The sequence below is a fragment of the Enterobacter sp. R-1.6.2 genome (assembly GCF_035064085.1).
In the GTDB taxonomy this organism is placed as follows: domain Bacteria; phylum Pseudomonadota; class Gammaproteobacteria; order Enterobacterales; family Enterobacteriaceae; genus Enterobacter; species Enterobacter asburiae_B.
The window spans coordinates 45,483-69,856 of record NZ_JASEYI010000026.1 but is presented as its reverse complement, the minus strand read 5'-3'; the positions used below and the strand labels follow the sequence as shown (position 1 = coordinate 69,856).

The 24,374-nt window shown below is 55.4% G+C and carries 20 protein-coding genes; 10 read left to right on the top strand and 10 right to left on the bottom strand.

All coding sequences use genetic code 11. The features are described 5' to 3' along the window. The 3 genes from QMN93_RS21830 to QMN93_RS21820 all read left to right on the top strand — a co-directional run. Window positions 1–180: hypothetical protein (locus QMN93_RS21830; protein WP_323619976.1), on the top strand; the 180-nt coding region annotated here is incomplete at its 5' end. 100 nt (window positions 181–280) lie between these two features. Further along, window positions 281–2,254, top strand: coding sequence for an alkyl/aryl-sulfatase (locus QMN93_RS21825; RefSeq protein ID WP_193139182.1), 1,974 nt, complete (start codon window positions 281–283; stop codon window positions 2,252–2,254). Window positions 2,255–2,327: 73 nt separating this feature from the next. Further along, complete coding sequence (locus tag QMN93_RS21820) at window positions 2,328–3,434, top strand: GGDEF domain-containing protein (RefSeq protein WP_193139180.1); 1,107 nt, start codon at window positions 2,328–2,330, stop codon at window positions 3,432–3,434. 137 nt (window positions 3,435–3,571) lie between these two features. Here QMN93_RS21820 and QMN93_RS21815 read toward each other — a convergent pair whose 3' ends face one another. Next, window positions 3,572–5,071 (bottom strand): aldehyde dehydrogenase family protein, encoded by a 1,500-nt coding sequence (locus QMN93_RS21815; RefSeq protein ID WP_182383484.1) that lies wholly within the window; start codon window positions 5,069–5,071, stop codon window positions 3,572–3,574. A gap of 241 nt (window positions 5,072–5,312) precedes the next feature. On the opposite strand from QMN93_RS21815, the gene feaR reads away from it, so the two are divergent. Then, window positions 5,313–6,221 (top strand): transcriptional regulator FeaR, encoded by a 909-nt coding sequence (gene feaR, locus QMN93_RS21810; protein ID WP_182383971.1) that lies wholly within the window; start codon window positions 5,313–5,315, stop codon window positions 6,219–6,221. Here the strand turns inward: feaR and QMN93_RS21805 are convergent, their stop codons facing one another. From QMN93_RS21805 to QMN93_RS21795, 3 genes are read right to left on the bottom strand one after another with little or no spacing between them, the layout of a single operon-like run. Then, the gene (locus QMN93_RS21805) at window positions 6,222–6,539 is read right to left on the bottom strand and encodes a YdbL family protein (RefSeq protein WP_064672419.1); all 318 of its coding nucleotides are present in this window, start codon (window positions 6,537–6,539) and stop codon (window positions 6,222–6,224) included. Between the two features lie 7 nt (window positions 6,540–6,546). Then, window positions 6,547–6,732 carry a YnbE family lipoprotein gene (locus QMN93_RS21800; RefSeq protein ID WP_148242980.1) on the bottom strand — a complete coding sequence of 62 codons (186 nt, stop codon included), beginning with the start codon at window positions 6,730–6,732 and terminating at the stop codon, window positions 6,547–6,549. Beyond that, window positions 6,729–9,368: a YdbH family protein gene (locus QMN93_RS21795; RefSeq protein ID WP_193139178.1), complete on the bottom strand. Its 2,640-nt coding sequence runs from the start codon at window positions 9,366–9,368 to the stop codon at window positions 6,729–6,731. Before QMN93_RS21795 ends, QMN93_RS21800 begins: the two co-directional genes overlap by 4 nt. A gap of 210 nt (window positions 9,369–9,578) precedes the next feature. Here QMN93_RS21795 and QMN93_RS21790 point away from each other — a divergent pair, with 210 nt between their 5' ends. Further along, window positions 9,579–10,568 (top strand): 2-hydroxyacid dehydrogenase, encoded by a 990-nt coding sequence (locus QMN93_RS21790; RefSeq protein ID WP_080327224.1) that lies wholly within the window; start codon window positions 9,579–9,581, stop codon window positions 10,566–10,568. A 19-nt stretch (window positions 10,569–10,587) separates the two neighbouring features. Here QMN93_RS21790 and QMN93_RS21785 read toward each other — a convergent pair whose 3' ends face one another. Further along, on the bottom strand, window positions 10,588–11,796 hold the full coding sequence (locus QMN93_RS21785; protein ID WP_064672417.1) for an MFS transporter: 1,209 nt from the start codon (window positions 11,794–11,796) through the stop codon (window positions 10,588–10,590). Window positions 11,797–12,252: 456 nt separating this feature from the next. Here QMN93_RS21785 and QMN93_RS21780 point away from each other — a divergent pair, with 456 nt between their 5' ends. Continuing rightward, window positions 12,253–12,924 (top strand): MgtC family protein, encoded by a 672-nt coding sequence (locus QMN93_RS21780; RefSeq protein ID WP_033145409.1) that lies wholly within the window; start codon window positions 12,253–12,255, stop codon window positions 12,922–12,924. A 244-nt stretch (window positions 12,925–13,168) separates the two neighbouring features. Further along, the gene (gene uspF / locus QMN93_RS21775; RefSeq protein ID WP_023292544.1) at window positions 13,169–13,603 is read left to right on the top strand and encodes a universal stress protein UspF; all 435 of its coding nucleotides are present in this window, start codon (window positions 13,169–13,171) and stop codon (window positions 13,601–13,603) included. A gap of 101 nt (window positions 13,604–13,704) precedes the next feature. On the opposite strand, the gene QMN93_RS21770 is transcribed toward uspF, so the two are convergent. Together QMN93_RS21770 and dcp are read right to left on the bottom strand one after the other, a co-directional pair. Next, on the bottom strand, window positions 13,705–16,287 hold the full coding sequence (locus tag QMN93_RS21770; protein ID WP_182383481.1) for an EAL domain-containing protein: 2,583 nt from the start codon (window positions 16,285–16,287) through the stop codon (window positions 13,705–13,707). A gap of 319 nt (window positions 16,288–16,606) precedes the next feature. Next, on the bottom strand, window positions 16,607–18,640 hold the full coding sequence (gene dcp / locus QMN93_RS21765; protein ID WP_182383480.1) for a peptidyl-dipeptidase Dcp: 2,034 nt from the start codon (window positions 18,638–18,640) through the stop codon (window positions 16,607–16,609). Window positions 18,641–18,782: 142 nt separating this feature from the next. Between dcp and ydfG the strand changes: the two genes are divergently transcribed. Then, on the top strand, window positions 18,783–19,529 hold the full coding sequence (gene ydfG / locus QMN93_RS21760) for a bifunctional NADP-dependent 3-hydroxy acid dehydrogenase/3-hydroxypropionate dehydrogenase YdfG (protein WP_023292548.1): 747 nt from the start codon (window positions 18,783–18,785) through the stop codon (window positions 19,527–19,529). Between the two features lie 91 nt (window positions 19,530–19,620). Next, the gene (locus QMN93_RS21755) at window positions 19,621–20,307 is read left to right on the top strand and encodes a GntR family transcriptional regulator (RefSeq protein ID WP_058840691.1); all 687 of its coding nucleotides are present in this window, start codon (window positions 19,621–19,623) and stop codon (window positions 20,305–20,307) included. 33 nt (window positions 20,308–20,340) lie between these two features. On the opposite strand, the gene QMN93_RS21750 is transcribed toward QMN93_RS21755, so the two are convergent. Next, on the bottom strand, window positions 20,341–20,772 hold the full coding sequence (locus tag QMN93_RS21750; RefSeq protein WP_033145406.1) for a universal stress protein: 432 nt from the start codon (window positions 20,770–20,772) through the stop codon (window positions 20,341–20,343). A 288-nt stretch (window positions 20,773–21,060) separates the two neighbouring features. Between QMN93_RS21750 and ydfZ the strand changes: the two genes are divergently transcribed. Further along, window positions 21,061–21,264 (top strand): putative selenium delivery protein YdfZ, encoded by a 204-nt coding sequence (ydfZ, locus tag QMN93_RS21745; RefSeq protein WP_014883679.1) that lies wholly within the window; start codon window positions 21,061–21,063, stop codon window positions 21,262–21,264. 43 nt (window positions 21,265–21,307) lie between these two features. Here ydfZ and QMN93_RS21740 read toward each other — a convergent pair whose 3' ends face one another. Together QMN93_RS21740 and QMN93_RS21735 are read right to left on the bottom strand one after the other, a co-directional pair. Next, window positions 21,308–22,771: a mannitol dehydrogenase family protein gene (locus QMN93_RS21740; RefSeq protein WP_182383479.1), complete on the bottom strand. Its 1,464-nt coding sequence runs from the start codon at window positions 22,769–22,771 to the stop codon at window positions 21,308–21,310. 219 nt (window positions 22,772–22,990) lie between these two features. Next, window positions 22,991–24,358: an MFS transporter gene (locus QMN93_RS21735; protein WP_064672413.1), complete on the bottom strand. Its 1,368-nt coding sequence runs from the start codon at window positions 24,356–24,358 to the stop codon at window positions 22,991–22,993. Window positions 24,359–24,374: the final 16 nt, after the last annotated feature.

The window sequence follows — 24,374 nt, the reverse complement described above, 5'->3', positions numbered from 1 at the left end:
GCTGATAGAAACAGAAGCCACTGGAGCACCTCAAAAACACCATCATACACTAAATCAGTAAGTTGGCAGCATCACCCCAACGCTAGGGAAAAAGAAAGACGAACAGAAATAAATAACGCACCGGGCGCAATGCCCGGTTTTTCATCTATTTACTTGCTGAATACCTCTCCCCGATTATAGTTATTTCTACCTCGTTTATTCCCATTGCATTTCTTGAACCACTTTCAGCCAGGACGCGAATTTTCCACAAGCGACGTAATACATCACTGAGAGGTTTAGGATGAAATTCAATTTGATCGTCAGGAGTCTTGCTCTGGCTGGACTTGTTATTTCCGTCAGTTCCGCGTATGCCGCAGACGCCCCGAAGGATGCCACGACTGCAACGCAACAAGCCAATAACGCCCTGTTTAATCAGCTTCCTTTCTCCGACAACACCGATTTTACGAACGCCCATAAAGGCTTTATTGCACCGATTCCTCAGGAAATTATCAAAGGGGAACAAGGGAATGTCATCTGGGATCCACAGCAATATTCATTTATTAAAGAAGGCGATAAAGCACCGGACTCCGTTAATCCCAGCTTATGGCGTCAATCTCAGCTGATTAATATTAGCGGCCTGTTTGAAGTCACCGACGGCGTATATCAGATCCGAAATCTTGACCTGTCAAATATGACCATCATTGAAGGGAAAGAAGGTATTACCGTGGTTGACCCGCTGGTGTCGGCAGAAACGGCGAAGGTCGGGATGGATCTCTATTTTAAAAATCGCGGCAAGAAGCCTGTCGTCGCCATTATTTATACCCACAGCCACGTTGACCACTATGGCGGCGTGCGCGGCGTGGTGGATGAAGCCGACGTGAAATCCGGCAAAGTGAAGGTCTACGCGCCAGCCGGGTTTATGGAAGCGGCCGTTGCCGAGAATATCATGGCGGGCGACGTGATGAGCCGCCGCGCCAGCTATATGTATGGCAACCTGCTGAAGCCCGATGCCAAAGGTCAGGTGGGCGCGGGCCTGGGTACGACCACCTCGGCCGGGACGGTGACGCTGATTGCCCCGACCAATATCATTGAGAAAGACGGGCAAAAAGAGGTTATCGACGGCCTGACCTATGATTTTATGCTCGCACCGGGATCCGAAGCGCCATCGGAAATGCTCTGGTATATCGAAGAGAAAAAACTGATTGAATCCGCTGAGGACGTGACCCATACCCTGCACAACACCTACTCGCTGCGCGGGGCCAAAATCCGCGAGCCGCTGCCGTGGTCGAAATACATCAACCAGGCGATTGTGCGCTGGGGTGACAAAGCTGAAATCATCATGGCGCAGCACCACTGGCCGACCTGGGGCAACGAAAACGTCGTCAAGCTGCTGAAAAGCCAGCGCGATCTCTATCGTTACATCAACGACCAGACGCTGCGTATGGCCAACGAAGGGCTGACGCGCGACGAAATCGCCGCGAACTTCAAGCTCCCGGATTCACTGGCGCATACCTGGGCCAACCGCGGCTATTACGGTTCGGTGAGCCATGACGTAAAAGCCACCTATGTGCTGTATCTGGGCTGGTTTGACGGCAACCCGGCGACGCTGGATGAACTGCCGCCAGAAGAAGGCGCGAAGAAATTCGTGGAGTATATGGGCGGCGCGGATGCCATCCTGAGCAAGGCGAAAACCGACTTCGACCAGGGTAACTACCGCTGGGTGGCGCAGGTAGTGAGCAAAGTGGTCTTTGCCGATCCGAACAACCAGGCGGCGCGCAACCTGGAAGCGGATGCGCTGGAACAGCTTGGCTATCAGGCTGAATCCGGCCCGTGGCGTAACTTCTACCTGACCGGCGCGCAGGAATTGCGTAACGGCGTGGTGAAAGGGCCAACGCCGAATACCGCCAGCCCGGATACGGTGCGCGCGATGACGCCGGAGATGTTCTTTGACTATCTGGCTGTCCATATCAACGGACAAAAAGCGGGTGACGCCAAATCGGTGTTTAACATCGATCTGGGCAGCGATGGCGGGAAGTACAAACTCGAGCTGGAAAACGGCGTGCTGAACCACACGGCGAACGCGGAAGCAAAAGAGGCGGACGCGACGCTGACGCTTAACCGTGACACCCTGAATAAAATCATCCTCAAGGAGGTGACGCTGAAACAGGCTCAGGACAGCGGAAATTTTAAAATTACTGGCGACAGCGCGAAACTTGATGCCATGCTTAGCTATATGGACAAGTTTGATTTCTGGTTTAACATTGTGACACCGTAACGGTGCACGCAAAAGGGCGGTTCGTCCGCCCTTTCCTGCTTCACGTGTTAGCCAGAAAGGGTAAAAAGCGTCAATGGAAAAAAGAAAAAAACCGACACTTGAACGGGCAACCTGGCCAACGCGCCATGCTATGGTCATGCACGGGCTGGCGATGAACCTGCCGTGGCTGGCCTTCGTGAATATCAGCTTCGCGGTGATGATTCTGCTGCGACACGTTTTGCTTAATACCAGCGATCCCCTTTATCCCCATTCGCCGCAGCTGACGAGAATAGTTGATGCCTCCATGCTCGGCATTATCATCCTCTCCGCCGCGCTGATCCTGATGGCCTGGCGGCGCATCGCCGGCATCAGCGTGGTATTGTTTATCTGCAGCGCCATCTGGTCGGTCTCCTGCTTCTGGTTTATCACCCAGCTGCTGCTCCCGCACGTCTGGCCGCTGTGCGTCATTTTATTACTCGCCGGCTTAACGGCGCTCTATTTTTATCCTGAAGGGCTACTCGCCTTTGTGCTCCCGCTCTGGATCACCCTGCCGGTAGCAAGCTGGATACGGAACGATGGCCTCAACCTTCACTTCATTGTTATCTGGAGCGTCTTTACGCTGATCCTGATTTGCGGACGTTTCATCCTGCTGAGCTGGTTTGACGAGGCCTGGCGACGTAACCAGCAAAATCAGCTATTGATCTCCAGGCTGGATGCGCTGGCGCATCAGGATCCATTAACCAAAACCGCCAATCGCCGGAAAATGGAAGTGGTGCTGGAGAACGCGGTTGAGCAGAAAAAAACCTTCTCAGTGATTATGCTGGATATCGACTATTTCAAACGCTACAACGACACCTACGGGCACCAGGCGGGTGACGACTGCCTGACCCGCGTGGCGCGGGTGCTGAAGCAGTCGGTGCGAACGCCTGACGATGTGGTGTCACGCTACGGCGGCGAGGAGTTCGTGGTGATCCTGTTTAACTGCCCGGAAAACATCGCTGAAAAGGTGGCCTTACGCATTCAGGACGGCCTGCGCGCGGAGTCCATACCGCACAGCGCCTCAACCGTTAGCGACCATGTCACCGTGAGCATGGGGATTGCGAGCATGGCGGAAGGGTTAGCGGGCACCGAGATCATCGCCCGCGCCGATGCGGCGCTGTATCGGGCGAAGGAGGCCGGGCGGGATCGGTGGTCGCTGTAAACATGTCGGGTGGCGGCTACGCCTTACCCGGCCTACAAAATTCGCCCGGTGCAGCCTGATGCCCTCACCCTGACCCTCTCCCACGGGAGAGGCAATAAACACTAAAAAGGCAACCTCCAGGTTGCCTTTTGCTTTTACTAGTAGCGCACGCACACCGATTTGGTTTCACACCAGCCGTCCAGCCAGTCCGGACCAAAGTCACGCCCGGTGCCGGACTGCTTCATGCCGCCGAACGGCAGGTTAGCGTCAATCAGCGTATGGCTGTTCACCCAGACGGTGCCCGCCTGCAGCCGGTCGGTGTATTCCAGCGCCTTGCTGATATTCTGCGTCCAGACGCTGGCCGTCAGGCCATACTCGCTGTCGTTTGCCAGCTGGAGCGCCTCTTCCCCGTCGGCGACGCGTACGAGGTTGACCACCGGGCCAAACACCTCTTCACGGGTCAGGCGCAGTGAGGCATCCGGGTTCACCACCAGCGTAGGCGAAACGTAATAGCCTTTGCCTTCCGGCCCCCGGTTACCGACGATCAGCTCCGCGTTGCGCGACTTCGCTTCGTCAAGGAAGGTCTGCACCTTGTCGCAGTGCGCGCGCGACACCAGCGGGTTGATAAACGCCTCCGGCGACATGCCCGGCCCGACGCTCAGGGATTTCACCGCCTGCTCAAACCCGCTGACAAGCGTGTCAAACAGCGGCGCTTCAATATAGATGCGCGAGCTCGCCGCGCACACCTGCCCCTGGTTCAGGAAGCTGCCGGTCATCAGGCCTTCGATCACCCATGCCGGGTCTGCGTCTTTTAGTACGATGGCCGGGTTTTTCCCGCCCAGTTCCAGAGTCACCCCGGTTAGCGTGTCCGCCGCCGCGCGGGCAATTTGCTTACCCGTCGCCGTTGAGCCGGTAAAGCTCACCTTTGCAATATGCGGATGCGAGGTCAGCGCTGCGCCACACACCGCGCCGCTCCCGGTCACCACGTTAAACACTCCGTCCGGAATGCCCGCTTCGCTGGCCAGCTCCGCCACGCGCAGCATGGTCAGCGGCGTGGTCTCTGAGGGCTTGATGACAATAGAGCACCCCGCGGCCAGCGCAGGCATCACTTTCCACATCCCGATCATCAGCGGGAAGTTCCAGGGCACAATCCCGGCCACCACGCCAACCGGCTCCTTACGCGTCCACGCCTGATAGCGGGCGCCCTGCGGCAGCGGGATGGAAAGGTCGAGAGTTTTACCCGTAATTTTGGTGGTCAGCCCGGCGGTATAGCGCATCCAGTTCAGGGTGCAGCCGACTTCAAACATGCGGGAAATGTTGATGGATTTGCCCTGCTCCAGCGTTTCAAGCTGGGCCAGCTCTTCGCTGTGCTGTTCGACCAGATCGGCGAAATGAAGCAGGATCCGCTCGCGCTCCGCTGGCAGTTTTCCGGCCCAGCTGCGGGCGACAAACGCGCGCCAGCCGGACATGACGGCACGATCAACGTCATCGACGCTGGCATCGGCAGTCGAGGCAATGACCTCGCCCGTGGCCGGGTTGAAGACGTTCAGCCGTTTTTCACTGTCCGACGCGGCCTGACGCCCCTCAATCCACAGGCCATGCTGTCGGTCTAAAAATTGTTGTACGGCAGGCTGAATGGCCACCTGTGATTCAGACATAGGATACTCCTTCGTTATTCTTCGCAGGGTGTCCATCCAGTCTAAGTGGGGTTTTGCGTTCTCGCTTTTGTCTCTGTGACATTCGCTTTGCCACCTGTGACAGGCTCCGCAAATCGCGATAATTGCCGCTTATATCGCTGTTACCGGTGAGTGTTCTTTCCTATAGTCAGCCTCATAGCTCTGACAAAATGCAACACAAATGCAACAATGCGAAAACGTTGACGGTGCAGTGAGAGAAACGATGGCGTGTGCAAGCGAGCAGGAACAGTATCAGCAGTGGCTGGCGCAAATTAACCAGGTTTGCGGGCGTTTTAACGCGCAGCCCACCGGGGGAAAATTCTTCGGCGAGCTGGAGACCAGCTATGCGCGCAGCCTGAAGCTCAGCACCGTGACCGCAGGCGGCGTCAACCTGTTCCGCTCCCGTCAGGAGATCGCTCAGAGTAATGATGCCTGGTTCTATACCGTGTTCCAGCTCGAAGGCAGCGCGGAAATTGAGCAGGATGACCGTCGCGCGCTGCTCAGAACCGGTGATATCACGCTGATTGACGCGTCACGTCCCTGCTCGATCAACTGGCGGGAAAAATCCCGCCAGATTTCGCTGCTGGTTCCCCGTCAGATTATTGAGCAGCAGTGTCGTTTCCAGGAAATAAGCTGCGCGACCGCCCTTTCCCGCACCTTGCCGACTGTACAGCTGAGCCATCGCCTGCTGATGGAGAGCATGAGCAATGCCGACCTGAGTGACCGGGAGAGCGAAGCGGCGCTCGAGGCGATGATCTGCCTGCTGCGCCCCGCTTTCCAGCAGCGTGAAATCATTCAGCCGCGCAAGGAGCGCCAGTTCCAGCATGTGGTGGCGCTGATTGACGACCATATTCAGTCTGAATCGCTACGCCCGGAATGGATTGCCGCCGAGAGCGGTATGTCCGTGCGCAGCCTCTATCGCATGTTTGCCGAAAAGGGGCTGGTGGTGGCGCAGTACATCAAAAACCGTCGTCTGGATCTGTGTGCGCAGGTACTGCGCGCTGCCGGTGATGATGAAAAGCTGGCGGGCATTGGCTACAGCTGGGGGTTCACCGACCATAGCCATTTTTCAACGGCGTTTAAGCAGCGTTTTGGCGTCTCGCCGGGTGAATACCGCAGGCGCTACCGCTAACTACTTTTTGAGCCATTTTCCGTTAATACCCTTCACGTATTCGCCCGGCTGCGCGCGGGCAACCAGCTTTTGACCTGCCATTTTGGCCACTTCATCGACCGGCAAATTATTGCTGTCAGCCAGCTTCTGGTAGTTTTCCGTGCGTGCCGCATTGATACGATTGACCAGCGCCAGCGTTTCCGCATCCTGTTGAATCGGGGCAATATAACCGCTAAGGGTTTCCCCCACGCGCCCCTGCGCCCGGGCATCGTTTAAGGTCAGCGCAGCCGCCTGCACGTTCATCCCCAGCGCCAGTAAAATCAGAGCTAATCGTTTCATGGCATCCTCAGAACAGATCGCTGCGCGATTTCAGCAGGGTTTCAACGTCTTTATCGACCTTAATATGGATCTCATGTTCGATTTTGACATTCATATTGATGGTAATCGGCTCCTTTGGCGCAGCGACTTCAATACGCGGCGTACAGCCGGTCAGTAGCGCGGCAACGGTGAGCACACCAGCCATCTTTTTCATTGTTGTTCCTCACTTTCCTTGCCAGTCGAACTGCGGGGAGCAGGTATCGCCGCATGTTGCTCAAACCAGGTTTGCAGGTTGTCCCCAAAGCGCAGGCTGCGCCAGAGGGTAAAGACATTCTCATCATGGGTATAGTTCAGGTTGACGGAGCTGCTTTTGCCATCCACCCGGCTGGTCCCCTTGATGGTCGCCTGCATGGTTAATTCACCCAGATTATCTAAATTGATTCTCGTCCACGAACGCGAAATTTCCATATAGCGGAGCCAGTTAATCGCCGCGCCCGCCACCATATTATCTTTCACGATGGCGTCTGCCGTATCTTTGTCGATGCGTAGCGTCATTGGCCCCGGGTTGGTCAGCCAGCCATCCTTAATAATCCATTTTTCATTATCCAGCCAGAACGGCAGCGCCCCGCTCACCGGCCCTGACATGGCAAACTGTTTCGGATTAACGGCGCTAATCAGCTCGCTGGAGGAGATGTTGTCCACGCGCAGCAGGGCCGGATCGTGCTGTGGCATCCGCAGCTGCTGCATAGTGATCTTCCCGCCGAGGGTTTCCACCTTCACGTTGGTGAGCAGCAGCGGATTGTCCTCCGTCCAGGGATAATCCCCCTGTAGATCGGCGGTAATGTTGCGTGCGGTCACCAGGTTTTCCACTTCGCCGATGCGCAACGTGACCGGACCGCGCGTGCCGAGAGACCAGGTACCCTCGCTGAAGCGGAACGGCAGCACAAAATCGACGCCATTAATCTGGTTATCCGGCATCCAGGCGCTGCCGGATTTCAGCACGCCGTGCCCACCGGCCTCAAAGCCCTGATCGGCCGCCGCCGAGAAGGCGACCTGCGCGTAAAGCTCCCCGTCGCGCAGCGTCATTTTCCAGTCCGGCGGGATCAGCGGCTGGAAGACGGTGAGCGACTGTTTTGGCCACCAGGCCTGCCCGCGAAGGCGCACGCCGTCCCAGCGTCCGTTCACCTGTACCGGGCCGATTTTGTCCGCATGGAGGTCGCCCTTAAACTGAAAAATGGTCGGGTCGGTGCCGTCGACGCTGAAGGTCAGAACCGATGGCGGCAACGCGCTGCCGCCGGAGAAACGGGTTTGCCCGGCGTTGAGCGACAGCGCGCCGCTGAAGGACGGTTTATCGGGGTCACGCAGCCAGCGCACCGGTTGATCCAGCACCAGACGCGGCTTGCTGACCTCCATCGTGCCGTACTGGAGCTTGTCAAAACCGGTGGAGAGCGCCGTCAGCTCTATAAGGTTGTCGCGCCACTCGCCTTTCCCGGCGACATCCCAGCGGGCATGCATCGGCGTAAAACCGCCTTTCCCCCAGTAGCGCCACTGCCACAGGCCATTATCAGGTAAAAAGTCGTTGGCCTGGCCGTCCAGGTGGAGTTCAAAATCGCCCATCTGGTTTTCATGGGCGCGCAGAATAGCCTGTAAGCGGCCGTCCACGCCCTTCTGCGTCAGCTTCACGCCCGCCAGCGGCCAGCGGATTTCATCGATATCGAGTGAGTCAATGATGCGCCCGCGCGAGCGGAGCAGCGCGCCCGGCTCAAAGGCCAGCTGCGGTTCATACAGGCTGCCGGTCAGCGTGGCGGGCAATTTGGCGTAAAGAATGAGATCGTTTTGCTTCGCCTCTCCGCTGAGATGCAGCGGCATGTCGCTGTTTTCCATACTGAGCCTGCCGGGCCCAATGTTCAGTACCGCGTTGCCTTTCCCCGCGTCACCCTGGGTAAGCACATTCAGCCGTCCGGTCAGGGTGGTGTTATCCAGCCCCTGCTGCCAGTTGTCCGCGCGAAGCGACACGCGCCCGCTCAGCGGCATACCGGAAAGATCCCAGTTCCAGCGCCCGTCGCTGATGTTCAGCTGCTCCGCCGTGATCTGCCACGGCAGGTCGAGCAGCGGATCGGGGTTGTCCCGCGCCATCACCACCAGCTGTCCCTGATTGTCTTCCCAGTCCAGATCGGCATCGACCAGAGACGTCAACTGTGGCACGTTAAAGGTCGCGACCGCGTGGCCCTTCACCGGCACGCCATCCGGTACCAGCGGCAAGGTAAACTCGCCCACCAGCTTAATCGGCTGCGGCTGGTCCGGGAGCTGGACATCGAACTGGCTGACCGAGAGCGTCTGACCGCGAAGCGTGCCTTTAATGCTGACCTGCTCGCCTTTATAGGCGATCTCCTGAATGGAGGGCGTCAGCGACGCATGCAGCTCGCCCTGCCACTGCTGCCAGGGCGACAGCGTCAGACGGTGAACCGTGATCCAGGTATTAGGTAATACCGCCTGCCACTGTGCCAGCGTTTTGGGGGCGACCGTTGAGGGCGCAGACTGGGGAATTTTGCTCAGACAGACGGAGTTAAGATCCAGCGCACCGATATCCAGCTTCCAGCGGCTCGGATGTGACAGCGTCACGTTATCGATGCGGGCAATTTCGCAGTCTTCAACCAGATAGCGAAGATCGGGGATCACCAGCGCGTGGCGGGTAAGTTTCGGACTCTCTTCGAAAGCGATGCGCGTCCCGACGGGCAGCCAGATCCCGGCGAGCGTCGGTACCCACTGGGCGAGCGTCATCAGCAGCGTCAGCGGCAACAATATGAACAGCAGTAAAAGCGCAAGAGCGGCTTTGTATTTACCCTTCATGGGCAGTTAATATCCTGATTTAGCGAAAGATTTAAGCCGGCAGTGCCGATCATTGTCGCATGTTTAGGCAGTCAGTTGAAGGGAATGCCATTTTTAAGGATAGATGCTCTAGAATAATTGATAGAACTTATTGAATTCAATAATATTTTATAAATTGTAAGATAATTTTAATCATGCTAACGTGAATGCAAAATCACTGGAGAAAGTCTTATGAAACTCGCGGTATATAGCACAAAGCAGTACGACAAAAAGTATCTGCAACATGTTAACGAGGCTTACGGGTTTGAGCTTGAATTTTTCGACTTTCTGCTGTCCGAAAAAACCGCCAAAACGGCGCACGGCTGTGAAGGCGTCTGCATTTTTGTTAACGACGACGGCAGTCGTCCGGTGCTGGAAGAGTTGAAAAAACAGGGGGTGAAGTACATCGCCCTGCGCTGCGCGGGCTTTAATAACGTGGACCTCGACGCGGCGAAAGAGCTGGGTCTGAAGGTGGTGCGCGTCCCGGCGTATTCCCCGGAAGCGGTGGCGGAACATGCAATTGGCATGATGATGTCGCTCAACCGTCGTATTCATCGCGCTTATCAGCGTACCCGTGACGCCAACTTCTCGCTGGAGGGGCTGACCGGCTTCACCATGTACGGCAAAACCGCGGGTGTGATCGGCACCGGTAAAATTGGCGTCGCCGCCCTGCGCATTCTGAAAGGCTTCGGCATGCGTCTGCTGGCGTTCGATCCATACCCGAGCGCCGCTGCGCTGGAGCTGGGCGTGGAATACGTCGACCTGCCGACCCTGTTCTCCCAGTCTGACGTGATCTCCCTGCACTGCCCGCTGACGCCGGAGAACTACCACCTGCTTAACCAGGCGGCGTTTGACCAGATGAAAGATGGCGTGATGATCATCAACACCAGCCGCGGCGGGCTCGTTGACTCTCAGGCCGCTATCGAAGCGCTGAAAACCCAGAAAATTGGCGCGCTGGGAATGGACGTGTACGAGAACGAACGCGATCTGTTCTTTGAAGACAAGTCGAATGATGTGATCCAGGACGACGTGTTCCGCCGCCTGTCAGCCTGTCATAACGTGCTGTTTACCGGACACCAGGCGTTTCTGACTGCCGAAGCGCTGATCAGCATTTCAGAAACCACGCTGGGTAACCTGCAGCAGCTGGAAAAGGGCGAAGCGTGCCCTAACGAACTGGCGTAAGCGTGACGCCGGGTGGCGGCTATGCCCCACCCGGCGTACTGTCAGTTTCCCAGGTCCGGTGCGCAAAGCACCACCAGAGCAGGACGGCCACCAGCGCAATCGCGCTCAGAACACTGAATGCCGTGGCAAATGAGTAATGACCGGCAATCGTGCCGGTTAACGCTGGGCTCATGGATGCCCCAACCCCCTGCATCAGCATCACCACACTCTGCCCGGCATTGACGTGCCCGCTCCCGCGCAACAGCACCACGATAAACGACGGTACCGCGACGCCCAGGATCCCTGCGGCCAGCCCGTCGAGAATTTGTACCGGGATCATCATGAGCGGCGCGTCCGTAGACGCCGCCAGCGCTGCGCGCACCGGCATCACCAGCAGCGCCAGCATAATTAAGCGCCAGTAGCCGTAGCGGTCTATTCGGTGGGCGACCCAGATGGCAACGGGGATCATCACGGCCTGAGAGATGATAACGGTGCCCGCCGCGTACAAACCGGGGTTGATCGAGGCGGGCGCGGCGGCCACCCTCATGCTCAGCATCGGCAACAACGCGGCGTTCGCCAGGTGAAACAGCAGCAGCGTCAGTCCGGTCACTAACAGCGCCCGGTTTTTAATCAGCACGGCAAAGCCGGGAACCGGCAGGCTCGCTGAAGAAGAGAGCCCCCTCGCCGCGTCGTTATCGATATCCCCGTTGCGAATGGCAAGCAGCGCACAGAGCGTTAACAGCGTCGTACAGGTCATCAGCAGGAAAATCCCGCCGACGCCCCAGTACCACGCAATGCCCCCTGCAATCAGTGCGGTAACAAAGTTGCCGCCGTGATTGAACGCCTCATTTTTGCCCATCTGCGCGCTGAACCCGCTCTGGCCGGTCAGCCCCAGGGTAATCCCGGCGATCAGCGGCCCAACAAACGCCGCGCAGATGCCGGAGACAATTTGCGAAACGGCGACAACAGCGCTCTGCTGGCTAAACCAGAGCAGGAGCGTGCTAAGGGTGATGAGCAGGCACACCAGCGCCAGCACGGTCCGCTTGCTGCGTGAGGTGTCGGTGATGAATCCCGCCGGCAGCGTGGCCAGTAATCCCGCCAGCCCACCGGCCGTCATCAGGATGCCGATATCATCGGGAGCCCAGTGGCGTTCGGTCAGAAAAATACCGAGAAAAGGACCGAGGCCATCGCGGACATCCGCGATGAAAAAACTTGTCAGGCATAATGCCCGCAGCGAACGAAGAGACATACTTCCTGCCTTTGTCTGTTATCGCCTGTAAAAAAGGAAATGTAGTATAGCGGGTATTTTTTAAAATCAGATGACGTCTTAAAAAATATGCCTTGCGAACTTAAACAATTCATAACGGAGGCTGTCTTTTCGCTTTACTCATTATCGACCCTGACTATACTGGCAATAAATTTTCACAGGAGTCCTTCGTTGGAAAGTTATTTTATTGTTGATACGAAGGTAAGCTAGCGCGATTTCCTCGCTGCTTACCTGAAACGGTGGGCAGCAATCCTCTTTAAGCGATTGTATCCCGAAATAGTAAAACCACTCAATTTGTGGGGCATCGCATGTTCATGTTTACACATTCACTCTTTCCGCCACCGTCGTCCTGACACGTTTAGCATTTAAACGGCGTTATGATGTGCTTAGCAAAGCACTGACGCTTATTATTTAATAACGTTAACAGGCGACAGGCTGATGTTCCCTTATATCTCTCATCTGCTCGCAGCGATGCTGCTGGGCGCAATTATTGGCGCGGAAAGACAGTGGCGCCAGCGTATGGCCGGACTTCGTACCAATGCACTGGTTGCCACGGGTGCGGCAGTGTTCATTTTAAGTTCGGTATCGACTTCTCCTGATAGCCCGGGGCGTATCGCAGCGCAGATCGTCTCCGGAATCGGCTTTCTTGGCGCTGGCGTCATTATGCGTGAAGGAATGAATATTCGTGGTTTAAACACCGCCGCAACGCTGTGGTGCTCGGCCGGAATTGGCGTGCTATGCGGATTAGGCCAGTTCTGGAATGCCGCCATGGCCAGCCTAATTATTCTCTGCGCTAACATATTGCTTCGCGAAGCCGCGCAGCGAATTAATCAACTGCCTGTGCTCCATGAAGGCGAAAAATGCTATGTACTTAAAATCACCTGCAATGATGAGCATGAAGATGCGGTGCGGCAGAGCGTCGTAAATATGGCGAAAGAGTTGACGTTAAGTCTGAAAGCGATTTATTCCGCTACGGCGCAAGCAGAAGGTAAAACTGAAATTCGGGCGGAAGTGATGACCCGGGAGGAATACCGAAAATTACTCGATCTGATTATGGGGAATATGGGCGGGAATAAAATTATCGCGTCCGTCAGCTGTCACGCAATATGAACAAGGTACCGGGCCTTGCGCCCGGTTGAGGCTTTGGCGTTTTGCAGAAAACGGACCGTGACGCGGAGAGATTCATCCCCGAATGCCCCTGTTCGTTGTCACGCCACGTTAACGAGATCAGGGCTGGTTCGACTGTACGCCTATCACATAACCGAAATTTGTCCCCGTTATGACAGCTTGCTCTCTGTTTTCCTGAAATTAACGGTCTACCCTGAATTGTGTGAAAAACACTCAGGAGGGACAAATGTATAACTCAATTTTGGTTCCAATTGACATTTCAGAGGATAGCCTGACGCACATGGTTATCCCCTTCGTTCAGGCACATACAGCACTTAACACAGCTAAAGTTCACTTTCTTACCGTCATTCCATCGCTTCCGTATTATTCATCATTAGGCCTGGCCTATTCGGTTGAAATGCCGAAGCTGAAAGAGTTCCAGCACGCGGCCTTAGCGAAGCTGGATGAAATCGTTAAGCAATTCAAAATTCCTCCAGACAAGATACAGACTCACGCCGTGACGGGCTCTCCAAAAGATCAAATCCTTAAGCTCGCTGACACGATCGATGCCGACCTGATTATCATCGCTTCCCACAAACCTGACATATCGACGTATCTGTTGGGTTCGAACGCTGCGGCAGTGGTTCGGCATGCGAAATGCCCTGTCCTGGTCGTAAGATAGAAAGCGGCGTTTACGATCGTGGATACGAACGGAGAGCGGATAACAAAAACCGGGCGAGAAGCCCGGTTTTTCATTTGCGCTTTCCTGAGTGAAAACGCGATTTAGAGATTTACTCTGTTGGCGTTTAAATTTAAGTCCGTAATGGCGGCCGGTTTTCCAAGCAGGTAGCCCTGAACTTCATCACATTTATTTTTTTTCAGAAAAGACAGCTGTTCGACGGTCTCCACCCCTTCTGCGGTTACCGCCATGGAATAGGCTTTTCCCAGGTCGATAATTTTCTCCACGACTGACTGGTTCTGCGGCGAGTCACCGAGGGTAAAAATAAAGCTCTTGTCGAGCTTAAGCCCGTCAAACTGAAACTTCCGCAGATAGCTCAGAGAGGCATAGCCGGTACCGAAATCGTCAATCAGAATGCGGACGCCCATTCTTTTGAGAGACTTCATGGTCTGCAAGGTTTTTTCCGGGTCGGAAAGCGTAACGTTTTCAGTGACTTCAATTTCCAGCCGGTTGGATTCAAGCCCCGTTTCGTGAAGGATCTCTTTTATTCTTTCGGCAAGATCGCTTGCCTGGAATTCGATAGCAGAAATATTGACGGAGACCGATAATCCCGGCAATTTGTCTTTCGTCTCCGTACAGGCTTTGCGTATGACCCAGTTGCTCAGGCTAATAATCAGCCCGGTTTCTTCTGCCAGCGGGATAAACTGATCGGGCATTATGGTCCCCCGAGCCGGGTGCTGCCAGCGCACCAGCGCTTCGACGGCCTCAATTTTAGAATACCGGAGGTTATAACGCGGCTGGTAAACCAGGTAGAGCTGTTCTTCGCGAATCGCGGTCTTGAGTTCTAATTCCAGTTTCCTGCGTTCGGTCAACTTTTCCGACATATCCGGGCGATAATAGACCCATCGGTTTCTGCCGGATTGTTTCGCCTGATACAGCGCAATATCCGCGTAGCGTAGAAGATCGTTTGCGCTGCTGCTATCCCGGGGAGCCAGCGCAATGCCCATGCTTACGCCTATCGCCACATCATTGCCCTCAATGGCGAAAGGACGGTTAAGTTCTTGCACGATACGACGACACACCTCCTCAATCTGGTCTTGCTGGCTGGTGTTGCCGAGGAGCAGCATAAATTCATCCCCTCCCTGCCGTGCGACAAAATCACCCCGACGAACGCAATTTTTAAGACGTGAAGCGACCTCGCCAAGCAGGGCATCGCCGGTGGAGTGCCCGAAAATATCATTGACGGGTTTAAACTTGTCTAAATCAAGGCAGATCATGGCAAAGGGATAACGGTTAAGGTCTTCTTTCGCCAACTGGCCAGCCAAAAATTCCTTAATATGATACCGGTTCGGCAGACCGGTTAATTCATCATGGCGTGACAGGAACTCCACGCGTTTTGTTGCTTCAACTTCCTGAGAGACGTCGGTTGCCGCGCCTCGCAACACCACCGTTCCATCAGGCTGAGCAGAAAACTTTGCCAGAAGCGTGCAATATGACGTGGTTTGTTGCGCGTGAGTATAAGGACAGTTTTTAAATTCAAAGCGTTCGGTTAAGTCCCGCTGCCCGGCGCAGTCATGTGATAATCCGCCTGTCGCCGGAAAGAGTTCATCCAACCTGCGGCCTATCCATTTGCTATTTTCATATCCCGTTATTGTAGAAAAACGACCCGATAGCCACGTTATCCTTAACGATAAATCTGTTTCCCAGAACCAGTCGCTGGTTGTTTCACTGACGTCCCGGAATCTTTTTTCACTCGTAATAAGATTCAACCGCGCCTGCTCAAGGAGAAACGTATTTTCGTCAAGCATTCTCGCCTTGTGCATAATATGGCGCATCAATATAACCGTCATCGATACCGTCAGAACGACGGAGAGAATGAGTAATGGCAAAAAATAAATTATTAACGCCTGGCCGGGATTTTCACCGTCCCAGATAATTTTCACATCTCCATTCTGTGTGCTTAAGGTAAATTCCGTCTGATTATTTATTTGAGAAGTGGCTGTATCAGGTGAAGTACGAACGTTCTGGATGCCGTCATCCTGCCCAATCGTGAGGAGTTTTTTAGCCGTTAACTTGTCTATAAACACCATTGTCGACGGTTTTCCGGGCATGGTTTGCACGCTCGCATCATCGCCCGTCGTTATCCATTGCGCAGAAACAATGGCCGGCACGGAATCGATAAGCGCTAGCACAGAAACCGGCACTCCCTTTTTTATACTCAACTCATGGAGTAAACGGTCTTTGGTTGATTTGTCTAACCAGCTCTCCAGCTCCTGCAGCTTCAGTTTCCCGTCAACGACGCTGTATCGCGTACTCCCTTCTGGAGAGAGAACAAACACCCCTTCGTAGCCAAAGTTGTCATACAGGGACTTACCCAGGTTCTGCTTATCCCATGCCCAGTGAACGTCATTGTTCAGATGAAGATGTTTGTAGGCATCTCCCCACTCGGCATTATCTTTCAAATGACTTCGCATGCTCTCCTGGCGGGTCTCCAGGGCTTTCCTTAACAAAAATTCATCGTGCGTGTCGCTGATTTCATTCACATTATCTTTTATTATTAGCAGGGAAATTATTGCCGCAATAAAAATACTTATCAACAACGTTACAATATAGGTAAAGGTTTTATTTATCAGGCCTTTAGAAGGCTCGGTATCCGTGAAGCCCGGATTGTTCAGAGGTAGGGTCATCTTTCGCCTTCTTAACTGCTACTGCGTCGATTTTTATGCCACTTTCATTTATCGGCACAAAATAACAAAAATTTATAGCTAAAAATCCGAAGCTAAAGGTTTTTATTTTTACAATCTAGAACAAACTATTAACCATTAATTCATTTAAAGCCTAATCTTGGCTAATTAAATATACTGTTCGAAGTAAGTTTTAATCTCACCTGTTTTATTTATAAAGAAAACATATTAAAACTGTTTTTGCAGAAGACGTTACAAGCACGTTGGAGCCTATAAAAAAACCGGGCGTAAAGCCCGGTTCTTTTTTCTGACGAGACTGGCTCTATTCGCTCAACCCGCGATTTTCCAGCATCGGTTCAATCTTCGGATCGTGCCCGCGCCACTGCCGATAAAGTTCTGCCAGATCCGTGCTGTTACCACGGGACAAAATCGCCTCGCGGAATTTTTGTCCGTTTTCACGAGTCAGACCGCCCTGTTCGACAAACCACTGATAGCCATCGTCCGCCAGCATTTGCGTCCACAGGTAGGCGTAATATCCCGCCGCGTAGCCGCCGCCGAAAATATGGGCAAAATAGCTGCTGCGATAGCGCGGCGGTACGGCGGGCAGATCCAGCCCCTCTTTTTTCAGTGCTGCCGCTTCAAACGCGTCTACGCTCGAAACGGCTTCGCTGATTCCGTGCCAGTTCATGTCCAGCAGCGCGGCAGCCAGCAGCTCCGTCATGTCATAACCCTTGTTGAAATGGGTCGCGTTGAGCATGCTTTCCCGCAGCGCGTCCGGCATCGGTTCGCCGGTTTCGTAATGGCGGGCGTAGTGGGTAAATACCTGTGGATGGCTGGCCCAGTGTTCGTTGATCTGCGACGGGAATTCAACGAAATCACGCGGCGTATTGGTCCCGGAGAGCGTGGCGAAACGCTGGCTGGCAAACAGACCGTGCAGCGTATGGCCAAACTCGTGGAACAGGGTGATCACGTCATCCCAGGAGAGAAGCGCGACGCCGCCGTTAGCCGGCTTTTGGTAATTACAGACGTTGTAGATCACCGGACGGGCGGCAAGCTCGAAGGATTGCTCGACGAAATTCCCCATCCAGGCCCCGCCCTGCTTGGAATCGCGGGCAAAAAAGTCGCCGTAAAACAGCGCCATGCCCTCACCGGTGTGGTCGAAAATTTCCCAGACGCGGACGTCCGGGTGATACACCGGAATATCGAAGCGCTCCACAAAGCGGATGCCAAACAGCTGGCTTGCGGCCCAGAATACGCCATCGTGCAATACGGTATTGAGCGCAAAATAGGGTTTGATTTGCGATTCATCGAGGGCATATTTTGCCTGACGCACGCGCTCGGCATAAAAGGCCCAGTCCCAGGCCTGTACGGTGAAACCGCCCTGCTCGTCATCAATCACTTTCTGAATATCAGCCTGCTCGCGCTCTGCCCGGGCGCGGGCGGCGGGCACAATGCCGCGCATAAATTCCAGCGCGGCGTCCGGGGTTTTCGCCATCTGGTCGGCGATACTCCAGCTGGCGTAATCGTCAAATCCCAGCAGGCGGGCCTGCCGGGCGCGCAGCGCCGTAAGGCGGAGGATCAGCTCGCGAGTGTCGTTTTCATCCCCTTTCTGGGTGCGCGTCCAGCCTGCGTTGAACAGGTTTTCGCGGGTCTGACGATTGCGCAGTGCGGAAAGCGCGGGCTGCTGAGTCGTGTTCAGAAGCGGGATCAGCCAGCGGTCGTTTAACCCTCGATCCGCGGCAGCCCGCGCCGCGTCGGCGATCTCGCTGGCGCTGAGCCCGTCAAGCTGGTGCGCGTAATCCACCACCAGCCCACCCGTCTTATCGGCCGCCAGCAGACGCTGATTGAACTGGCTGGTCAGGGTCGCCGCCTCGGTATTCAGCGCCTTCAGCTCGGCTTTTTCCGTTTCATTGAGACGCGCGCCGGCCAGAATAAACCGCTGATACGTCTCCTCGACCAGCCGACGGGATTCGGCGTCCAGCGCGGCACGGTCCTGCCAGACGCTCTCCACGCGGGCGAAAAGGGTGTCATTCAGCCAGATGTCGTTTGCCAGCGCGGCAAGCTCGGTGGAGAACTGCTCCTCAAGCTCCTGCAGGTACGCATTTGTGTGCGCGGAGGTCATAGCGAAGAACACGCTGCTGACGCGCGAGAGCAAAGCGCCGCTTTTCTCCAGCGCCAGCACGGTGTTGGTGAAGTCCGGCGCAGCGGTTTGGAACACAATGGCGTCTACGTCCGCCCGCTTCTGGCGAAGCGCTTCATCGAAGGCCGGGCGATAGTGGCTATCGTTGATTTCATCAAAATGGGGGGCCTGGTAAGGCAGCAGGCTGATGTCAAAAAAGGGATTTGCGGCCGTCATCTTTCGCTCCTGAGTACGGGTATCTTCCCAGAGTAGGCCAGGCCGCCATCCCCTGCAACGCCGTCATACAAATGTTGCCTTAACGCACCCTCTGCGGCCGTGCTATGTTAGTACAACACAAAAAGCGTTGAGGAACAGTGAGATGATTATTTTAGTTACCGGGGCAACGGCAGGTTTTGGTGAAAGCATCACGCGTCGCTTCGTCGCCAACGGGCACAAGGTTATTGCCACGGGCCGTCGTCAGGAGCGCCTGCAGGAGCTGAAGGACGAATTAGGCGACAGCATCCTGACCGCGCAGCTGGACGTGCGTAACCGCGCGGCCATTGAAGAGATGATTGCCAACCTGCCCGCCGAGTGGCGCGCCATCGACGTTCTGGTCAACAATGCCGGTCTGGCGCTGGGCATGGAGCCCGCCCACAAAGCCAGCGTTGAAGACTGGGAAAACATGATCGACACCAACAACAAAGGGCTGGTCTATATGACCCGCGCGGTGCTGCCTGGCATGGTCGAGCGCAACCGCGGCCACATTATCAACATTGGCTCCACCGCCGGAAGCTGGCCTTACGCGGGCGGCAACGTCTATGGCGCAACGAAGGCGTTTGTGCGCCAGTTCAGCCTTAACCTGCGTACCGACCTACACGGCACCGCCATTCGCGTTACCGATATCGAGCCGGGCCTGGTGGGCGGCACCGAGTTTTCCAACGTGCGTTTCAAAGGCGATGACGCGAAAGCGGACAAAACCTACGAAAATGCGAACGCGCTGACGCCGGAAGATGTGACCGAAACGGTCTGGTGGGTGGCAACGCTGCCAAAACACGTCAACATCAATACCGTGGAAATGATGCCCGTCAGCCAGAGTTTTGCCGGACTTAGCGTCCATCGTGGCTAACTCTGCCCTTCCCGGCCTGCGGGCCGGGTCTGTTTCGGGTTATAAAAGAATGGTAGTATGTTCAGGCTAACTCTCTGAGAAATGACAACTCATGGCCGCTGAATCGCAACTCAACCCCACCCAGCCCGTTAACCAGCAAATCTATCGCATTTTGCGACGTGATATTGTCCATTGCCTGATCCCACCGGGAACGCCGCTTTCTGAAAAAGAGGTCTCCGTGCGTTTTGACGTTTCCCGTCAGCCGGTACGTGAAGCCTTTATTAAGCTTGCTGAGAACGGACTGATTCAGATCCGCCCGCAGCGCGGCAGCTACGTGAACAAAATTTCACTCTCTCAGGTACGCAACGGCTGTTTCGTTCGCCAGGCCATTGAATGCGCGGTGGCGCGCCGCGCCGCAACGCTTATCAACGACAACCAGTGTTACCAGCTGGAGAAGAACCTGCACCAGCAGCGTATTGCGATTGACCGTAAGCAGCTCAATGATTTCTTCCAGCTTGATGATGAATTCCACCAGAAGCTGGCGCAGATCGCGGATTGTCAGCTGGCCTGGGACACCATCGAGAACATCAAGGCCACCATTGACCGCGTGCGCTATATGAGCCTCGATCACGTCTCCCCGCCGGAAATGCTGCTCCGACAGCATCATGATATTTTCAGCGCGCTGGAAAAACGCGACCCGGATGGTGTGGAAAAAGCGATGACGCTGCATCTGCAGGAAATTAGCGAATCCGTGCAGCTTATTCGTCAGGAAAATAGCGAGTGGTTTAGCGAAGAGTAATATGCGCCGCCCCTTTCGGGTGCGGCGAGGTGATTAGCGAACGACTAACACCGGGATCGTGGCGTAGCGCAGAATAGATTCCGCATTTGAACCCAGCAGATGCGTGGAGATGCTCGGATTTTTCGACCCGATGACAATCGCATCATATTTCCCCTCCTTGCTCAGCTTGATAATTTCATCCCGGACGTTGCCAAAACGCACCATGCTGTGAATATTCTCAGGGGCAATATCGAACAGTCTTTTTAACTCGTTCATTTTCTTGCCGGATTCTGCGGTCATATACTCTTCAAACTTTTTTATATCGGCGTTGAAACCGCGCAGCAGAGACCGGCTGCTGGCAGGCAGAATATTGACCAGGGTGATCGACGCGCCCTCAGCCTTCGCAAGGCTTGCCGCGTGGCGAACCGCTTTGTCGCTCAAATCCATTTCAAAAACGTCTACAGGCATCAAAATGTTCTTATACATAAGCCTGACTCCTTATTCCAATGAAAGGGTTATTTCCTGCACACAGGATGACATCCGGAATATAAACCAACCCTCAACGCTTCCCTGTCGAAACTATCAATTAATGAAAATAACGGTCCACTTTGTAAATTACCGTCCTGAACCGTCAGCTCCCGACGAAATAAAGAAAAAAGTGTGAGTTTGATCAAAAACAAAAACATGAAGCGCGGACAGGCGTATTTATATGCCCCGTGAACGGCATAACCCGAAATAGCGCCGTAACGAACAGGTTAGAGAGGAGAAAATACCATGATGACATACGACCGTAACCGCAATGCAATCACCACCGGCAGCCGCGTCATGATTAGCGGCACGGGCAAAACTGGCGTGATTAAAGCGATCCACAGCGACGGGCTGGATGCCGCGCAGGTGCGCCGCAGCAAAACGGTTGAAGTGGAAGGATGCGAAGGTAAGTTCGAACCGATTGAGCTGATTCGCCTGGGGATGCACTAAGCTGTGCGCAGACATGCCGCCGCGCACGGCGGCATGTGCTGAACTACCGTTGAGACGCGTACTGCGCGACGGTCGCTTTCGCGCCCTGTTGCAGCAACGACCGGTACGCGGCCATCACCGCAGCCACAAAGCGCGGCTCCTGCGGTAACTCGTTACCAAAGATGGCCTCAATGCCGAGCAGCGCATTGACCCGGCTTTCGCCTTCCGCACTTTCGTTCACAGCCGCCTGAATCACCGCCAGCTGCGGATCGCTCACGTCAATGGCGTTACCCTGCTCGTCAATGCCGCCGACATAACGCATCCAGCCAGCCACCCCCAGCGCCAGCAGCGGGAAAGGCGTCTGGTGCACCAGGTGCCAGCGCACGGAGTCCAGCATACGCTGCGGGAGCTTCTGGCTGCCGTCCATCGCGATTTGCCATGTCCTGTGGCGCAGGGCCGGGTTGCTGTAGCGGGCAATCAGGAGATCGGCATAGCGACCTAAATCAACGCCCTTCACTTTCAGCGTGGGCGCCTGCTCGTTAAGCATCAGCGCGCGCGCGGCGAAGCGGTAGTTCTCATCTTCCATACAGTCGTTGATATGCGGGTAACCGGCCAGATAGCCCAGGTACGCCAGGAACGAGTGGCTGCCGTTGAGCATGCGCAGCTTCATCTCTTCAAACGGGATCACGTCTGACACCAGCTCGGCTCCGGCCTTTTCCCACTCTGGACGTCCTGCCACAAAGTTATCTTCGATCACCCACTGGCGGAACGGTTCACAGGCGACTGCCGCCGGGTCACGCACGCCGGTCAGCTGCTCAATTTTATCCAGCGTATCGGGCGTAACCGCCGGCACGATACGATCCACCATGGTTGACGGGAAGGTGACGTTAGCCTCGATCCAGTCCGCCAGCTCGCCGTCTACGGCCCGGGCGTACGCGCAGGTCACATTGCGCATCACGTGTCCGTTCTCCGGCATGTTGTCGCAGGACATCACGCTAAACGCGGGCAGACCCGCCGCTTTGCGACGCGCCAGCGCTTCCACCACCACGCCCGGCGCGGATTTCGGCTGGTGCGGGTTTTGCAGGTCGGCGACGATAAACGGGTGATCGAGCATCAGTTGTCCTGTCGCCGGTGAATGGCAGTACCCTTTCTCGGTGATGGTCAGCGAGACAATCGCCACCTGCGGTTCGCACATCGCCGCCAGCACGCTTTCCAGCCCGTCAACCTGCGCATGCAGCGCTTTTTTAACCACGCCAACCACGCGGGATGTCCATGCGTCGGCAGACATCTCCGCCACGGTATAAAGATTATCCTGCGCGTTCAGATCGGCAATCTGCTGCTCGCCGCCAATCAGGTTAACCTCACAGTAGCCCCAGTCGCTGCCGTGCTCAGCCGCGAGAATGTCGGCGTACACCGCCTGATGCGCCCGGTGAAAGGCGCCAAAACCCAAATGAACAACCCGTGGTTGAAGGCTGTCGCGATCGTACTGAGGCAGCGTCGCGTTGGCCTGTAATAAGGTGTTTTCCATGATTAAGACTCGTTAATTAGAAAGTCGTGGACCGCTGCCGCTCCTCTGAAGCGGCAGCGCCTGCTGACTACACCAACTAGAATGGCAGTTGGGGTAAAAAAATAACTGCCATCAACCATACTGATACTGCCGTTTGAGATTTTGATTTATATTAACTTTTGCTCATGTGGTGTGACATAAAGATAAAGTTATGTGACAGGTCACGTAAGTTATAAACCATTAGCGTCGCGAGGAGACCGCGCCGTAACCCACACTCTCCTCTGGCGCGGACTCCGCTGCGTCTTGCGCCGCGCTCAAATCACGGTCGCGCACTTCGGGCATCAGGATCGCCGAGACCAGCCCAATCACGGAATAGGCCACCAGCATGGCGACAATCGGCCACCAGGAGCCGGTCATGTTGCAGAAGATCCCCGCCAGCACCGGACCAAAGCCCACCGCCACCAGCCCGCCCGCCTCTTTCGAGATAGCCATACGGGTAAAGCGATTTCGCGAGCCAAACATCTCCGCCATGGTGATATTTTCCAGCGCAAACAGCCCCAGTACGGCGAAGTTATGGATAACGATGATAGAGAGCATAATTGTCCCCGGCGCATAGCTCTTATCGACGATGATCGACAGCATCGGATACGCGAGAAGAATGGCGGAGATATTGAGGATAATGTACGGCAGACGGCGCCCTACTTTATCGGAAAGCCAGCCCAGCAGCGGAATGGAGATAAACCCGAGAATGGAGCTTACCATCAGCGCATCGGTCGGGATGGCTTTATCGAACAGCAGCGTCTGGACCAGATACCCGGCGAGGAACGTCTGGATCAGACCCGAGTTGCCCGCCTGACCGAAACGCAGGCCGGTCGCCAGCCAGAAGGATTTACTTTTCACCATTGAACCCAGCGAGGTGTCCGGCTGTACGGTTTGGGCATCGTTCACTTTCTCAAAGACCGGGCTCTCTTTCAGGTTCATTCGCAGCCAGATGGCGAAAATCATCACCACGACGCTGGCGAGGAACGGCACGCGCCAGCCCCAGGCAATCAGCTCTTCACGGTCGAGGGCAAAGAACATCACTGCCCAGATCGCCGTGGCGCTCAGCGTTCCGCAGTTAGTGCCCATCGCCACCAGCGAGGAGATAATGCCGCGTTTCCCTTTCGGCGCGTACTCCGCCAGCATGGTCCCGGCCCCGGAAATCTCAGCCCCGGCCCCCAGGCCCTGGATGATACGCAGCGTTACCAGCAGAACGGGAGCAAAAATCCCGATCTGCGCGTAGGTCGGCAGGACGCCAATCAGCGTGGTGCAGATCCCCATCATGGTGATGGTGATAAACAGCACCTTCTTACGACCAATGCTGTCGCCCATTCTGCCAAAGATAAAGGCGCCGACAATGCGTGCGATATAGCCTGCGCCGTAGGTCCCCATCGCGAGGATCAGCGCCATCGCGGCTGACTGTTCCGGGAAGAAGATCTCGTGAAAGACCAGGGCAGCCCCCAGCGAGTAAAGCTGAAAGTCCATAAACTCCAGGGCGGTGCCCAGCCAGCCGGAAACGGCGGCTTTCACCAGGTCGGAGGTGGTTCTTTGAGGTTGTGCTTGCGTCATAATGGCTATCTCTGAA

What these genes read in the sequence shown, in the direction of transcription:
- QMN93_RS21825 (WP_193139182.1), top strand. Translation starts at nt 281, where the DNA reads ATGAAATTCAATTTGATCGTCAGGAGTCTTGCTCTGGCTGGACTTGTT.
- QMN93_RS21820 (WP_193139180.1), top strand. Translation starts at nt 2,328, where the DNA reads ATGGAAAAAAGAAAAAAACCGACACTTGAACGGGCAACCTGGCCAACG.
- QMN93_RS21815 (WP_182383484.1), bottom strand. Translation starts at nt 5,071, where the DNA reads ATGTCTGAATCACAGGTGGCCATTCAGCCTGCCGTACAACAATTTTTA.
- feaR (WP_182383971.1), top strand. Translation starts at nt 5,313, where the DNA reads ATGGCGTGTGCAAGCGAGCAGGAACAGTATCAGCAGTGGCTGGCGCAA.
- QMN93_RS21805 (WP_064672419.1), bottom strand. Translation starts at nt 6,539, where the DNA reads ATGAAACGATTAGCTCTGATTTTACTGGCGCTGGGGATGAACGTGCAG.
- QMN93_RS21800 (WP_148242980.1), bottom strand. Translation starts at nt 6,732, where the DNA reads ATGAAAAAGATGGCTGGTGTGCTCACCGTTGCCGCGCTACTGACCGGC.
- QMN93_RS21795 (WP_193139178.1), bottom strand. Translation starts at nt 9,368, where the DNA reads ATGAAGGGTAAATACAAAGCCGCTCTTGCGCTTTTACTGCTGTTCATA.
- QMN93_RS21790 (WP_080327224.1), top strand. Translation starts at nt 9,579, where the DNA reads ATGAAACTCGCGGTATATAGCACAAAGCAGTACGACAAAAAGTATCTG.
- QMN93_RS21785 (WP_064672417.1), bottom strand. Translation starts at nt 11,796, where the DNA reads ATGTCTCTTCGTTCGCTGCGGGCATTATGCCTGACAAGTTTTTTCATC.
- QMN93_RS21780 (WP_033145409.1), top strand. Translation starts at nt 12,253, where the DNA reads ATGTTCCCTTATATCTCTCATCTGCTCGCAGCGATGCTGCTGGGCGCA.
- uspF (WP_023292544.1), top strand. Translation starts at nt 13,169, where the DNA reads ATGTATAACTCAATTTTGGTTCCAATTGACATTTCAGAGGATAGCCTG.
- QMN93_RS21770 (WP_182383481.1), bottom strand. Translation starts at nt 16,287, where the DNA reads ATGACCCTACCTCTGAACAATCCGGGCTTCACGGATACCGAGCCTTCT.
- dcp (WP_182383480.1), bottom strand. Translation starts at nt 18,640, where the DNA reads ATGACGGCCGCAAATCCCTTTTTTGACATCAGCCTGCTGCCTTACCAG.
- ydfG (WP_023292548.1), top strand. Translation starts at nt 18,783, where the DNA reads ATGATTATTTTAGTTACCGGGGCAACGGCAGGTTTTGGTGAAAGCATC.
- QMN93_RS21755 (WP_058840691.1), top strand. Translation starts at nt 19,621, where the DNA reads ATGGCCGCTGAATCGCAACTCAACCCCACCCAGCCCGTTAACCAGCAA.
- QMN93_RS21750 (WP_033145406.1), bottom strand. Translation starts at nt 20,772, where the DNA reads ATGTATAAGAACATTTTGATGCCTGTAGACGTTTTTGAAATGGATTTG.
- ydfZ (WP_014883679.1), top strand. Translation starts at nt 21,061, where the DNA reads ATGATGACATACGACCGTAACCGCAATGCAATCACCACCGGCAGCCGC.
- QMN93_RS21740 (WP_182383479.1), bottom strand. Translation starts at nt 22,771, where the DNA reads ATGGAAAACACCTTATTACAGGCCAACGCGACGCTGCCTCAGTACGAT.
- QMN93_RS21735 (WP_064672413.1), bottom strand. Translation starts at nt 24,358, where the DNA reads ATGACGCAAGCACAACCTCAAAGAACCACCTCCGACCTGGTGAAAGCC.